This window comes from Prevotella sp. ICM33 (assembly GCF_000517825.1).
GTDB classification, from domain to species: Bacteria; Bacteroidota; Bacteroidia; order Bacteroidales; family Bacteroidaceae; genus Prevotella; species Prevotella melaninogenica.
In genome coordinates this window covers 231,868-246,584 of the sequence record NZ_JACD01000007.1, presented here as the reverse complement: position 1 = coordinate 246,584, position 14,717 = coordinate 231,868, and the positions used below count along the sequence as shown (strand labels likewise).

9 protein-coding genes are annotated in these 14,717 nt (G+C 41.5%); 6 read left to right on the top strand and 3 right to left on the bottom strand.

The genetic code is table 11. The features are described 5' to 3' along the window. Nucleotides 1-149: 149 nt before the first annotated feature. Nucleotides 150-584 carry a hypothetical protein gene (locus HMPREF1505_RS02235; protein WP_036921828.1) on the bottom strand — a complete coding sequence of 145 codons (435 nt, stop codon included), beginning with the start codon at nt 582-584 and terminating at the stop codon, nt 150-152. Nucleotides 585-1,010: 426 nt separating this feature from the next. Here HMPREF1505_RS02235 and HMPREF1505_RS02230 point away from each other — a divergent pair, with 426 nt between their 5' ends. From HMPREF1505_RS02230 to HMPREF1505_RS02220, 3 genes are all read left to right on the top strand, one after another. Further along, nucleotides 1,011-2,237, top strand: a complete 1,227-nt coding sequence (locus tag HMPREF1505_RS02230; protein WP_036921825.1) for a nucleoside recognition domain-containing protein — start codon at nt 1,011-1,013, stop codon at nt 2,235-2,237. A gap of 90 nt (nt 2,238-2,327) precedes the next feature. After that, entirely contained in the window at nt 2,328-3,779 is a 1,452-nt protein-coding gene (locus HMPREF1505_RS02225; protein ID WP_013263834.1) for a lipopolysaccharide biosynthesis protein, read from the top strand. Between the two features lie 29 nt (nt 3,780-3,808). Beyond that, a complete protein-coding gene (locus HMPREF1505_RS02220; RefSeq protein WP_036921820.1) occupies nt 3,809-5,932 on the top strand; it encodes a S46 family peptidase in 2,124 nt (707 codons plus the stop codon). Between the two features lie 130 nt (nt 5,933-6,062). On the opposite strand, the gene HMPREF1505_RS02215 is transcribed toward HMPREF1505_RS02220, so the two are convergent. Next, nucleotides 6,063-6,422 carry a hypothetical protein gene (locus HMPREF1505_RS02215; RefSeq protein WP_036921816.1) on the bottom strand — a complete coding sequence of 120 codons (360 nt, stop codon included), beginning with the start codon at nt 6,420-6,422 and terminating at the stop codon, nt 6,063-6,065. 281 nt (nt 6,423-6,703) lie between these two features. After that, nucleotides 6,704-8,626 (bottom strand): DEAD/DEAH box helicase, encoded by a 1,923-nt coding sequence (locus HMPREF1505_RS02210; RefSeq protein ID WP_036921813.1) that lies wholly within the window; start codon nt 8,624-8,626, stop codon nt 6,704-6,706. Nucleotides 8,627-9,997: 1,371 nt separating this feature from the next. On the opposite strand from HMPREF1505_RS02210, the gene pnp reads away from it, so the two are divergent. From pnp to HMPREF1505_RS02195, 3 genes are all read left to right on the top strand, one after another. Continuing rightward, nucleotides 9,998-12,253: a polyribonucleotide nucleotidyltransferase gene (pnp, locus tag HMPREF1505_RS02205; protein ID WP_036921810.1), complete on the top strand. Its 2,256-nt coding sequence runs from the start codon at nt 9,998-10,000 to the stop codon at nt 12,251-12,253. 237 nt (nt 12,254-12,490) lie between these two features. After that, on the top strand, nt 12,491-12,658 hold the full coding sequence (locus HMPREF1505_RS02200) for a hypothetical protein (RefSeq protein ID WP_155948904.1): 168 nt from the start codon (nt 12,491-12,493) through the stop codon (nt 12,656-12,658). Nucleotides 12,659-12,671: 13 nt separating this feature from the next. After that, entirely contained in the window at nt 12,672-14,510 is a 1,839-nt protein-coding gene (locus HMPREF1505_RS02195) for a lamin tail domain-containing protein (RefSeq protein ID WP_036921803.1), read from the top strand. The last annotated feature ends 207 nt before the right edge of the window (nt 14,511-14,717 follow it).

Below are 14,717 nucleotides of genomic sequence, written 5' to 3'. Positions count from 1 at the left end.
AAGCCAAAAGAGCATGTATAGGAATTGAAGTGTGAGAAAATAGTTTACAAAAAGCGATCGTGAAAAGATGAATCCGATTATGGGAAGAAACTCTTGCAACCATAATCGGAATTTATTTGGATTGATATTGTGAATCCTATTTCAGACGTTTAGATACGCTTTAACGACTGTTTAACGCCAGAGATAAGTAAGCCCATTTCCGCAGCATTCAGTCCTCTAATCAGGACGTTAGGCTCTCTATACTCCACAGCGTAGTTGGATAAAGCGGGTACACAATGAAAGAAAGGTAAGTCAACCACCTCACCTTTCTTTGTCGTACTTACAAATGTAAGACGAATGTCAGAGAAGTTTTCTTCTTCGTTTTTATATAACTCATTGGGATACATTGGTAGAATGGTATTAACTCCCTCTGTTATAACAAAATTCAAAAGCTTTTCTTTTCCCTCTTTTTCATAACATTGTGGCTCTGCCACATAAGCCTTCGACCATAGGTCAGCCTCCCCTGTCCCTTCTTCATCTAAGAGACATTGTTCATTTTGCTGATCCTTACGCTTATTCTTGTTAAAGAAATCGAATATACCCATATAGTCTTGCTGTTACTATCTTTATTCGCAAAGTGACTAATTATGTAATAAAAGTAATCGGAAATAGATAAAATTCTATCCCAAAAAGACGTTTGCAAAGATAAAGACTTCGTACAACATAAACACAATTACGTATGTTAAAAAGACTAAACTGTACATACAAATCGGTTTAATCATCGATAAAACATCTAAAAACGGGGCTTAATAAATGTTGTTTTGGTAGTGCTTTCGAAAATATCCTACAGCTTATTATCGACAAAACAGTTAGAAACACGGAGGCTAACAACATCTTTTTAGTTTATTATGCTGTAGGTTCACACAGAAATGTTTATCTTTGCATTGGGAAAGAATGGTGCCATTGTGGGGCTGTCTGTCCCCACTTCTGATTCATAACAGACATATTAAAACAGTTATAAAAAGCGATAAATGGCACTGAACTATATTTGGATAGGATTCTTCATAATAGCATTTGTCTTCGGAATTATCTCTCTGTTGATGGGCGATACAACGATATTCGAGAAGATGATGAACTCTACCTTTGATTCATCTAAGAATGCCTTTGAGACATCAATAGGCTTGACAGGAGTCTTGACACTGTGGTTAGGAATCATGAAGATTGGTGAGAAAGCTGGTGTTGTCAATGTTCTTGCACGTATGCTCAGCCCTTTCTTCTCAAAACTCTTCCCTGATATTCCTAAGAATCACCCTGTTATGGGTTCTATCTTTATGAATATAGCATCGAACATGTTAGGACTTGACAATGCAGCTACGCCTACAGGACTGAAGGCGATGGCGCAGATGCAAGAGCTGAACACAAAGAAAGACACGGCAACTAACCCGATGATAATGTTCTTAGTATTGAATACTTCGGGTCTGACGCTCATCCCTACGACTATTCTTGGCTATCGAAGCATGAACGGTGCAGCACAACCTATGGATGTGTTTATCCCAATTCTGTTGGCAACAACGGTAGCTACGATTGCTGGTATCCTCATTACGGCAACTTGGCAGCGTATCAATATCTTCCAGCCAACATTATTCTTGGGACTTGTTGGTATTATTGGCTTTGTCGGATTGTTAATTTGGGGATTCGGACAGATGGATAAGCAGATGACGAATACGGTGTCATCTGTTGCGTCTAACTTGATTGTCATGTCGATAATCATGCTTTTCATCGTTGTGGCGTTGTTACGGAAAGTGAACGTTTATGACGCTTTCATCGAAGGAGCGAAGGATGGATTCCAAACTGCAGTACGTATCATTCCTTATTTAGTAGCTATCCTTGTGGCTGTAGGAGTGTTCCGTGCTTCGGGTGCAATGGACCTTTTGATACAGGGAATTAAGTGGTGTGTGGAGCAGTGCGGACTTGACACAAGATTCGTAGATGCACTCCCAACTGCTTTTATGAAGCCGCTTTCTGGTAGTGGCGCACGTGGTCTTATGTTGGAATCAATGAAAACTTTTGGTGTTGACTCATTCGTTGGCAGATTGAGTTGTATCTTCCAAGGTTCAACAGATACTACTTTCTATATCTTAGCGGTTTACTTCGGAAGCATCGGTATAAGGTATACACGCCATGCATTGGCTTGTGGACTATTAGCCGATTTGGTTGGTGTAATTGCCGCAATCGCAATCTGCTATATTTTCTTTTAGGAGATCATTGAATCTATTAAGCTATTGGGCTATTAGCCCTATAAGCCTTATTAGCCTAATAAGGCAAATAAGCTAAACTACAATACAACAATGGCAAATTTAAAATCACTTGCAAAAGACACTGCTATCTACGGAATGAGCAGTATCATCGGAAGGTTCTTAAACTACCTTCTTGTACCCCTCTATACAGCGAAAATTAGTGCAGCGAGCGGTGGCTATGGTGTTATCACAAACATCTATGCCTATACTGCGTTGCTGTTGGTCGTTTTGACCTATGGAATGGAGACGACTTTCTTCCGTTATGCCAATAAGACTGACCAAGATCCGAAGAAGGTTTACTCTACTACTTTGTCTTTGGTTGGGCTTTCTTCACTGCTATTTATAGCAATGGTCTTCGTCTTCCTGCAGCCTATTTGCGACTTTATGGGTTATTCGGAACATCCTTCATATGTGTGGGTTATGGCTGTCACGGTAGCGATTGATGCCTTTCAGGCTATTCCTTTTGCCTATCTCAGATACAAGAAACGCCCAATTAAGTTTGCTACTTTCAAACTGTTATTCATTGCTTTGAACATCATTTTGAATCTTGTTTACTATCTTATCCTTGACGGACATGAGGTGGGTTATGCCTTCTATATCAACCTTGTATGTACAACAACTATCACCTTCTGTTTCTGGAAAGAGCTAAAAGATGGCTTCTTTGCAGGCGGTAAGTTGCTTGATATGCCTTTGGCAAAGAAGATGTTGTCCTATACTTGGCCAATACTTTTCCTTGGTATAGCTGGTATTCTTAATCAGACGGCAGGTTATATCATCTTCCCATACGTCTACAAGGACAATGATGCGCATACACAATTGGGTATCTTCGGTGCTGCAAGTAAGATAGCAATGATTATGTCGATGATTACGCAGGCTTTCCGCTATGCCTATGAGCCATTCGTTTTTGGTAAGGCACGCGACAAAGACAATAAGGAAACCTATGCGAGAGCTATGAAGTTCTTTATTATCTTTACGCTTCTTGCCTTCTTGGTGGTAATGGGGTATATGGATATTCTGCGCCATATCATCGGTCGTGACTACTGGGTAGGATTGAAGGTTGTGCCTATCGTGATGGCAGGAGGTATCATGACAGGTGTTTACTTCAACCTTAGTTTCTGGTATAAACTCATTGATAAAACGATTTGGGGTGCCTACTTCTCAGGCATTGGATGTGCTGTAATCATCGGAATCAACGTGATTTTCGTACCAAAATATGGTTATATCGCTTGTGCTTGGGCAGGTTTCATGGGTAATGCAACGGCAATGGTGCTCTCTTATCTTGTCGGTCAGCGTAAGTATCCGATAAACTATCCACTGAAGAGTATCTTTGTTTATCTTCTGATAGCTGGTTTCTTCTTTGCCGTTATCACCTATACTAACGCCAATCTTCCTGTTCCTGCAGCCTTGGGAATCAATACATTGGTTATCATTCTCTTTATAGCTCATGTGCTTTATCACGACTTTCCACTGCAAAAATTACGCAGTCGGTTTGCAAAGAAATAAACAAGTATCATTTAATCAATTATATCATTATGAAGAAATCGACTTTACTTATTGCCGGACTTCTCGCATTGGGTAGTACATCCATGCACGCCGACGAGGGTATGTGGACGCTCTATAACTTGCCAGATGCCGTCTACGAACAAATGGTAGCTGAGGGATTCCAGTTGCCACGCAACATGCTTTATGGCGCACCTAACGCTATTAGCAATTCTGTTATCAACTTCTCTGGCTTCTGCTCAGGTGTTGTTGTATCACCAAATGGTCTTGTCTTCACTAATCATCACTGTGGATTCAGCGCAATTAATGCCCTTTCCACCGTTGAACATGATTATATGAAGGATGGTTTCTATGCAAAAAGCTATGCAGAGGAACTCCCAAGCAAGGACTTGTTTGTGTCCTTTATGAAGAAGCAGGAGGATATTACTCCTCGTGTTAATAAGCTTATTGCAGGTAAGAATGCTGAACAGACAGAGGCGATTATCGATTCTCTTACAAATCATTTGACCGACTCTATCAAGACAATCGATAAGACTTTGCATATCAGTGTAGATGCTTTCTACGAGGGAAATAAGTATTATGCCACTACATATCAGGACTTCCAGGACGTACGTTTGGTCTTCACAGTTCCAAAGAGTATGGGTAAGTTCGGTGGTGAAACAGACAACTGGATGTGGCCACGACAGACAAGTGACTTCTCAGTGTTCCGTATTTACGCCGATCCTAAGACCAACGGACCAGCTGCCTATTCAAAGGATAATGTGCCTTATAAGCCAGCTAACTGGGCTCCTGTAAGTCTTGAGGGTTACAAGGATAAAGATTTCGCAATGACAATCGGCTATCCTGGCTCAACGAATCGTTATCTATCTTCATTCGGTATACAGCAGCGTAGAGACATCGAGAACACCGTTCAGGTACAAGTTCGTGATATCAAGCTCGCGATTATGAAGAAGTACATGGATAAGAACGAGAAGACTCGTCTCCAATATGAGAACAAGTACGTTACATCAGCTAACTACTGGAAGAACTCTATTGGTATGAATAAATGTATTGATTCCATCGGTTTGATTCGTCAGAAGGCTGAATATGAGGCTAAGATACAGAGATGGTTGGATGAAAAGACCGTGAAGGACCCTACTGTAAATGTTGATCTCAAGAAGTTAAGCAACCTTTATAAGGAGAGTGCTGAGCCTGCTTTGGTTCAAGCTTACTGGAACGAGTCATTCTGGAAGGTGTCTGAATTGATTCAGAGAGCCTTTGATATCACCCGTGGTGCTATCGAACCACAGGGTCCTAAGGATGATGAATCAGCACAGTATGTACAGTTTAAGGACAATAGTAGCGACTGGAACTTAGCCCTTGATAAGGAAATGACAGCCGCTATGTTGAAGAACTATGCTGAACACGTACCTGCTGCGTATCGTCCAGAAGTATTTAATGTTATCAAAACAAAGTTCGGTAACAATTATAAGAAGTACACTGACTGGCTCTATGCAAATAGTAAACTACTTGTTAAGGACCATAAGTTCTATAATGATGAGAATACACTCAACGACCCAGGTATACAGCTTGGAGTAGAACTCGTGATGCTCTATCAGCAAGTTATGACCAACTATGTTAGCAAGATAGAAGCTATCGAGCAGGAAGAGAAGAAGCTTTGCGAGGCAAAGGTACAGATGGAGATGGATATGCCACATTACAGTGACGCTAACTTCACGATGCGTATGTCTTATGGTCAGGTAGGTGGTTATATGATTGGTGGCTTTGACAGCAACTACTACACAACTGCTGAGAGTCTTGTTGAGAAGATGAAGTTAGGTAAGAAACTTGAGGATTACAAGGTTGAGCCTATCATGATGGACCTTATGAGTGCTAAGGACTTCGGTCGTTATGCTGATAAGACAACAGGTAAGATGCAGCTTTGCTTCCTTACTAACAATGATATCACTGGTGGTAACTCAGGTTCTCCAATGTTTGATGGTAAGGGTCGCCTTATTGGTCTTGCTTTCGATGGTAACTGGGATAGCCTTTCAAGTGATATCAACTTCGATCGTAAGCTCGCACGTTGTATTGGTGTTGACATCCGCTTCGTCCTCTACTTGATGGATAAGTGGGGTCACGCTGACCGCCTCTTGAAGGAAATTAACCCACAGTAAGGGTTACTCCTAATATATTAAAATAGGTATGTTCAAGAATGAACATACCTATTTTTCTTTTGAAAAGTAGTATCTTTATGGGTATATTATCAGCTTATTGACTTTTACTATAAGCATCCTATATTTTTATTTAGATAATAACGAAAAGGACAATCATTAATATTATTACCAAGAATGCATAAGAAAACAGACCCAACTGATATTCTTTCTTTGTCAGTAATGCCTCTTGTTCTTTCATCTTTCGCTCTGGAAACATACGAAACATTAAGAGGTATAAGGGAACGACAATAACTGCACCTATTAGGTAATCCCCTCCTTTTGAGCCTGTATGCCAAAATTTTAATACACTCTGCATATTTAATAAAGCAATTATTATAAAGAAACAAAGTGTAAACAGTGCGAGAAGGTTTGTCAAGGTAGCAAAATAAGGAATGCTTCTGTTAGCCCCTCTCATATTAAAACGGTATAAACTGGCTATGATTTTGTACATAGTTATTGCTGGTAAACTGAGAAACAACTTTCGTATGAGTGATACCTCACGATATACGATACCGGTAATAGCCTTCTCTCTTTCCCCTTTTAGCTATTGTGTTGTGGCTCCGCACTACTCGTGCTGATGCTCCGCACGAATGGTGCTGAGGGTTAACACCACTCATGAAGATAGTAATGCGCTATACAATATATGATTGATGTATAGCCAATTTATCGAAAACCTCTCCAATGTTATACGCTAAGTCTTCCTCCCCTTTGGGGAGGGTCGGGGTGGGGTATTTACTTCTTTGGTCTGCGTCTTGCCCATCCCTCTTCAGAGAAGTCTGGTTCATCGCCCTTTAGCTTAGCTGGACTGGACTTCATAAGTTCCTTCCAATCATCTTTCTTGAACTTATGCTGTCCTCCGAAAGGATTGTCATCATACTGGCGACGACCACGGCCCTTGCGCTCACGAGTGTCCTGACGACCTTCGCCACGGCTACCGTAACCACCACGTCCGCCTGCAGAGCGACCATTGCCACTGGCTGAACGACCATTAGACGAGCGACCGTGACCACCTTCTTCAGCATCGTTACAACGTACCTTACGACCTTTATAGGTTGCACCGTCCAGCGATTGCATTACCTTCTGAGCGTCCTGCTCAGGCACTTCGATGTAGCTTTGTTTAGCAAGGAGGTCGATATGTCCTACAGCCTGCTTACCATGCACATTCTTATTGATGAACTGCATCACCTCGCCCGGATAGAAACCATCTGCCTTACCTAAGTTGATAAAGAGTCGCTTATAACCACTCTCCGCCTTACGTGGACCACGGCTGCGGCTTCCTCTGCCTTCACCTCTTGCGCCACGGCTATCTTCACGTGCGCTACGTGACGATGGCTTCTCAATCTCCTGAGCATTCTTATAATAGTCAAGGAAGCGACCGAAGGTTGCAGAAACAATCTTCTTGATGACAACCTCCTTATCGATATACTCGAATTGGCGGTTGATATCCTTCATATAAGGTGCAATCTGGTCCTCATTAACGTCTGTCTTTAGGATGTCATCCATTGTCTTAAACAGCTGCTTCTTGCAGATTTCCTCTGGTGAAGGCAATGTTCCGTCAACAAAGTCCTTACTGATTTCGCGTTCAATATTACGTACCTTATACTTCTCACGTGAGTGAATAATCGAGATAGAAGTACCCTTCTTTCCTGCACGACCTGTACGGCCAGAACGGTGGGTGTAGTTCTCGATATCATCAGGGAGACCATAGTTGATAACGTGTGTCAAGTCGTTCACATCCAATCCACGTGCTGCAACGTCTGTAGCGACGAGAATCTGTGTGAGATGTGAGCGGAACTTCTGCATCGTAAGGTCACGCTGCTGCTGCGAGAGGTCGCCATGCAACGCCTCTGCATTGTATCCGTCCTTAATCAACTTGTCAGCAATCTCCTGTGTCTCAACCTTTGTACGGCAGAACACAATCGCATAAATCTTTGGATAGAAGTCAACCAATCGCTTCAAGGCAAGGTACTTGTCGCGTGCATTCACCATATAATAAATATGGTTTACACTCTCAGCACCCTCGTTACGGCTACCCACTACAATCTCTTTATAGTCATGTAGATAACCCTTTGCAACACGCTCTACCTCACGACTCATCGTAGCCGAGAACAATAAAGTGTTACGATCTTCAGGTACACCGGTCAATATCTCAGTGATACTCTCTTGGAAACCCATGTTCAACATCTCGTCAGCCTCGTCCAAAACAACGTTTCTAACCTTGTCAAGACGAGCCTTACCACGGTGCATAAGGTCAATCAGTCGGCCCGGTGTAGCCACGATAATCTGTACACCATGGCGTAACTGGCGAATCTGTGTGTCAATAGACGCACCGCCATAAACAGCTGCGATATGCAAATGAGGGATATACTTGCTGAATTCCTTCAAGTCATCAGCAATCTGCAAACAAAGTTCACGCGTAGGACTAAGTACGATAGCCTGCGTCTCCTTGCTGCTTGTATCAATACGTTGCAGCAAAGGCAAACCGAATGCAGCCGTCTTACCCGTACCAGTCTGTGCCAGTGCGATGACGTCGTTACGATTACCAAGTAAATAAGGGATTACTTCTTCCTGTACAGGCATTGGATGTTCAAATCCAAGCTCACTAATGGCGCGACGAATCTCTTCGCTCACACCTAACTCTTCAAATGTCTTCAAATTCGTTTGTTTATTATTTATTATCCTATATAAAAGGTAAGCTAACCACCAAACGAACCCACTAAAAAGACACTTGCCTGCGACGGGCTTCAACCAGTCAGTACGCAGACTCTCAGGTGGTATGTTACCTTTAATTGGCTGCAAAGGTACGTTAAGAAGTTGAGATGAGCAAATAAAACCTCTTATAAATCAATGGAATGGAAGGAAAAGAGCGGATAGAGCGCAGATGAGGCGATGAGAAATCTAAAAAAAAGTTGATAGATTTAAGTATTTTATCATCAGCTATTAAAAAAATACTATGAAAACACTTGTACTGTTATAAAGTCTAAAAGTGTCATCGAATATTCGTGAATTACATTTTTTTTATGTGTTTTTTTTGTAACTTTGCAATGTCAAATAGAAAAATAGTCGTTATTAAAGTTAATTATTTGAGTTAGTACAAGGACACAAAACTTACGTGAGTAAGTTTGATGTTAAACGAAAGGCTTCGCAGTGATGCGAAGCCTTTCTTCTTTTATTCTATATGTAAAGAGACGGCTTCTGTTAGATACATGGATTGGAAATAGAGTCAAAGTTTACACGCTTGTATGGTGTGGATGTCTCCAATTAGTCGGTCTTACACGGGGAATAAACTATAAGATAATATGCAAATCGATATTATCGCTATCCGTAATCTTCAAATATCTTATTCTTACTTTATAGCTGTATGTAAATTATTTTCATGCGATTCAAAACCAATATATGCTTTTTTGGCTTCTTAAAGACGCCTAATTGACTTGCAAAAGACGCCCTTTAAGCCCCTTACTAACGCCCTTTTGAAGTCCTATTAAGCACCTTTTATTTTACTGTTTTATAACCAATTGATTTTCTGTTGGTTATAAATCTGCCTTTTATTCGTGTTTTTGTCGTTATTTATAGCTGATTTATTTGAGGTTTTGTAATGATTTTTCTGCACCTTATCCGTGATTTTGCAGTATTAAACTGAAGGAGTTTTCTATGGTAGAAGATAATTATAGAATAGACAGCTGAGCGTCTTAGCTATGTTGTTTGTTTAATGAGTAACTTCATTTCTTCCGTTAAGACTATACGAAGTACAATCTACACATTGAACGGAAAATAACCTCCAAAAATGATAAAAGGAGATTAAAAGGAAAAGAAAAGCAAGTTAAGCGATTTAACATCTGATAATTAGCAGACCTAAAATAAATTCGTTTTTATTTGGGTGTTACATATATAATAGGTAAATTTGCACGGATTAATTTTTTAGGGACGCGTGAGAGGGTAAACGTCAAGGCATTCGAGTCTATAAAGAGTTACCACTTTTGGTTCCCAAAGATGTTGGTCAAAACAATAAGTATTTTAAAATTTTAGATGAACGTAATTACGAAAACAGTTCAATTGCCAGATGGAAGAACCATCTCAATTGAAACCGGAAAGGTTGCAAAGCAGGCCGATGGTGCAGCAGTTCTCCGCATGGGTAACACCGTACTTCTCGCCACTGTTTGTGCAGCTAAAGAGGCAGTTCCGGGAACAGACTTCATGCCTTTGCAAGTTGATTATCGCGAGCAGTATGCTGCCGCAGGTCGTTACCCAGGTGGTTTCACCAAGCGCGAAGGCAAAGCCAATGACGACGAAATCCTAACATCACGCCTTGTGGACCGTGTTCTTCGTCCACTTTTCCCATCAGATTATCACTGTGAAGTTTATGTACAGGTAATGTTGCTGTCTGCTGACGGCGTTGATCAGCCTGATGCACTTGCTGGTTTGGCAGCTTCTGCAGCGCTTGCAGCTTCAGATATTCCAATCGAGCATACTACTTCAGAGGTTCGTGTTGCACGTGTTAACGGCGAGTACGTTATCAACCCAACTTTCGAGCAGATGAAGGAAGCTGATATGGACCTCATGGTTGGTGCTACCAAGGACAATATCATGATGGTAGAGGGTGAGATGGACGAGGTTTCTGAGCAGGATCTCATCGGTGCTTTGAAGGCTGCACACGAGGCAATCAAGCCTATGTGTGAAATGCAGGAAGAGCTTTCAAAGGCTTGCGGTACAGATGTTAAGCGTGCATACGAAGATGAAGTCAATGATGAGGAGTTGCGTGAGGAACTCCGCAAGGCTACATACGACGCTTGCTACGCTCAGGCTCAGAGCGGTGACGATGATAAGAAGCACCGTGAGGAGACTTATGACAAGATTAAGTCTGATTTCACCGAGGCTTATGACATAGCTCACACAGACCTTTCAGAAGACGACCTCGAAGAAAAACACACTCTTATTGACCGTTACTTTGCTGATGTTCAGCGTGACTCAATGCGCCGTAGCGTACTTGATACGGGTAAGCGTATGGACGGTCGTGCAACAGATGAGATTCGTCCTATTTGGTGCGAGATTGATACACTACCAATGCCACACGGAAGTTCTCTCTTCCAGCGTGGTGAAACAATGTCTCTCTCTACTTGTACTCTCGGTACAAAGATGGACGAGAAGATGGTTGATAACGTTTTGGAGAAGAGCTACCAGCGCTTCCTCCTTCACTATAACTTCCCTCCATTCTGTACAGGTGAGGCTAAGGCTCAGCGTGGTGTAGGCCGTCGTGAGATTGGTCATGGTCATCTTGCATGGCGTGGTTTGAAGGGTCAGATTCCTGCTGACTTCCCTTACACTGTTCGTTTGGTAAGTCAGATTCTCGAATCTAATGGTTCTTCTTCTATGGCAACCGTATGTGCAGGTACACTTGCATTGATGGATGCAGGTGTTCCAATGAAGAAACCAGTGTCAGGTATCGCTATGGGTCTTATCAAGAACCCAGGAGAAGATAAGTATGCTGTACTGAGTGACATCCTTGGTGATGAGGACCACTTGGGCGATATGGACTTCAAGACAACCGGTACAAAGGACGGTTTGACCGCAACTCAGATGGATATCAAGTGTGATGGTTTGTCATTCGAGATTCTTGAGAAGGCACTTATGCAGGCAAAGGCTGCTCGTGAGCACATCCTCAACATCATGACTGAGACTATTGCAGAGCCACGTGCTGAGATGAAACCACAGGTTCCACGTATCGTTCAGTTGGAGATTCCTAAGGAGTTCATCGGTGCTGTTATCGGTCCTGGTGGTAAGATTATCCAGCAGATGCAGGAGGAAACAGGTGCTACTATCACTATCGAGGAGACTGATGGTGTTGGTAAAGTACAGGTTTCTGCACCTAATAAGGATTCAATCGACGCTGCTTTGGGTAAGATCAAGGCTATCGTTGCAGTTCCAGAGATTGGTGAGGTTTACGAGGGTACAGTACGTTCTATCATGCCATATGGCTGCTTCGTAGAGATTCTACCGGGTAAGGACGGCTTGCTTCACATCTCTGAAATCGACTGGAAGCGTCTTGAGACTGTTGAAGAGGCAGGTATCAAGGAAGGCGATAAGATTAAGGTTAAACTCCTCGAGATTGATCCTAAGACAGGTAAATACAAACTTTCACGCCGCGTTTTGCTTGAGAAACCAGAGGGTTATGTTGAGCCACAGCGTCGTCCACGTGGTGATCGTCGTCCACGTCGTGACGGTGAGCGTCGCTTTGATGATCGTCGTCCACGTCGTGAAAACAATGAATTTGAGAACAACGATTAATCGTTTGTTATAATACTATAATCCCCCAGAAGCAGCCTATAAGCTTGCTGGGGGATTTATTTCTCTATCTACAAAGCCAAGTAGACTACAAACCCAATTCTACCTGACTGTACAAACCATATAGCCTAAATGGTAAAAACCACATCTATCTTGCATCGAGTGAGATAGCATAGAACCTATTTTTAATTTAACCAAACAATTAACACTAAAATGAAGAAAGATTATCTTTCCCCCACTATGGTTGTAATACCAATCATAGAGGAACTTTCTATCTTATATTCAGCCACTGGTAATCTCCCTAAAGGTTCCGATGGGTATAGCGTGGATGATGAAGACGAGGAGTATGAAACGGATACTCCAGCTACTCCCAGTGTTCCAGCTAAACATAAATCAATCTTATCTTGAAATAACTGAAATTATGAATTACATTGTAAAAGCATTCATTTACGCAACAATAACACTTGGACTTGTTGCCTGCTCGCAGGAAGATATCAGTTCAACTGAGCAACAGAAAGCAAAAGAAGAAATTACTTTCACCGTTGATGTTACATTAGACAAGAATGTAGAGGATATGGTGAACGCAAAAGAGATGACAAATGTATGGGATGCTGAACAGCCTGCTGCAACCCGTACTCCTATTACTTACGATAAGCAAGGGTCATTGACTTATAACTGGCGGGTTGGTAGTACGATTCCTTTATTTGTCTATATCACTGATGGTAAGTACAAAAAAAGTTACAAACTTGACAAAGGTTTGCAGGTTATCTCAGCCCATAAGGGTTACTTTACATTCTCTGTACCATCCTATTTTGACTTGTCTAAACTGCAAGTGGCATCGGCTACGGGTAAGGAAGACGGTGTAGAAAATGGTGCATGGACAATAGGTATAGGCTATGATGGTGTCATGAGAGTTTTTGGACCAAAGGCTATAGATGCAAGTTCATACGATTATAACATCCCACTTTATTCGAAGTTAACGAAAGTAGACCCTGCTACAAAGCATGCTAAAGTTCAGTTTTTAATGTTAGGAAGCTGGATTGGCGTCAGAGCAAAGTCGGATATGTATTACAAGAGCAACGTTTATTCTATTGCCTTAAAGTCTGACGTGCTCCACATGGATGGTACATTTGACCTCTCACAAGCTTCTCCTGTATGGAAACCAAGTCCATACAGAATTAATATAGATAGACGACAGGGAAAAGTTTTGGACGAGTGTGACACGATTAGAGTTAATAATTTCGCTATTGGTGGTGATGCTGATGGAGCAGGAACAACCAAGTATACCAAGCCATTCTATATCTGGGTAAAGGCTACGCCAGGTGCAACCAGTACGACAAAGGCAAGAGTTATCCTCCGCAGTGAGGCTGATAGCAAGACTGGCGCAGTAGCTCCACAGATTGATTTCTTGTCTATGCGTAATCGATTCTACCGTGAAGCAAAAGCTATTGTAAACTTCAAAGATGGTGATACGTATAACTTTAGTATCAATGCAAGTCTGAAAGAGACACGTGGAGCATTGATGATAACAGAGTATTACCATTCTTCTGCACAAAATGGAGAGAACAGTTGGATTGAGATAACAAACGCTTCAAGAGAGACGGTATCGTTGAAAGGATATTATCTTGTGAGTCCAAACCCATGGAATGTGGAACCTTATAGAGCATTATATGTCGCTAATCTGACTGACCTCAAAGTATTGAGTCGAGGAAGCAGTAGTGTTGGTATGCCTGGAAACTCAACAACATCGATACCTGCAGGAAAGTCTATTTGCTTAGCTGCGGGCACAGGTTATGCAGAAGTTGTAGCTAAGAATAAGGCTTATCAGGTAATTAATACAGGGTCTGGAGTGTCTACTCCGTCAGCTGTTACGGGTGGTGTACACTATTCAAAGTATATTTGTAAAGACGGTTGGAATATCGATTTGAAAGACCATAACAATAATATAGTAGACAATTTTGGTGTTGAAGTGGGCTATTTGTTGAATGGCAGCAATGGTTTTTATTATAATTATTATTTAGGAGAGAGGGATTTTATTCGTTCAAAAGAGACACCTTTTAATGCTCCTTATAATGGATTTAATCCAAAGGGATGGTATTATATGCCAATAGAAACAAGTGGATTAAACTTCCTTGGAACCTTTAATGATTATGATAGTAGGTTCATACCATTCGTGGATTATAAAGATGGTGGAAGTGGGAATAGACCAGAACGCTACCGTGATATGTCTTATTATACCAATATCATTCATCTTCCATAAGCAAAGGGAGTGAAGATTCTTTGATAATAAGCGTATCGTTTATATAGGTATAGGCAGGGATACCACGTGTATTCCTGCCTTTTTAACCTAAATCAGTCATTAGAGGCTAAACATATTTTGTTTTATTATTGGTGGATTAGATTTACGTATGATAGCCATAAAAATAAAATAAAACTTGTACGATAAAGATAAATAAAGGTTAAAACA